Raw genomic sequence first — 233 nt, forward strand, 5'->3', positions numbered from 1 at the left:
ATGCTGCCAACGCAGCAACGCCTCGAACCCGCGAATCTGCCCGTCGGCAATGGCCACTTGAGGCTGATACACCAGATTAAAATCTCGGTTCTCGATAGCCGTGCGCACGCTCTCTTCGAGCATCAGCCGCGAGCGCGCCCGGCCATTCATTTCGTGATCGTAGAAGCGATATTGCTGACGCCCGGCACGCTTGGCTTCGTACATGGCGATGTCGGACGCGCGCATCAACCCGT

The 233-nt window shown here is 59.7% G+C and carries 1 protein-coding gene; it reads right to left on the minus strand.

The features are described from left to right. On the minus strand, positions 1 to 233 hold a 233-nt coding region (locus tag ACZ3GY_RS24845), incomplete at both ends, for an EAL domain-containing protein (RefSeq protein ID WP_465912495.1).

This window comes from Pseudomonas sp. PME37.24/006, assembly GCF_055556635.1.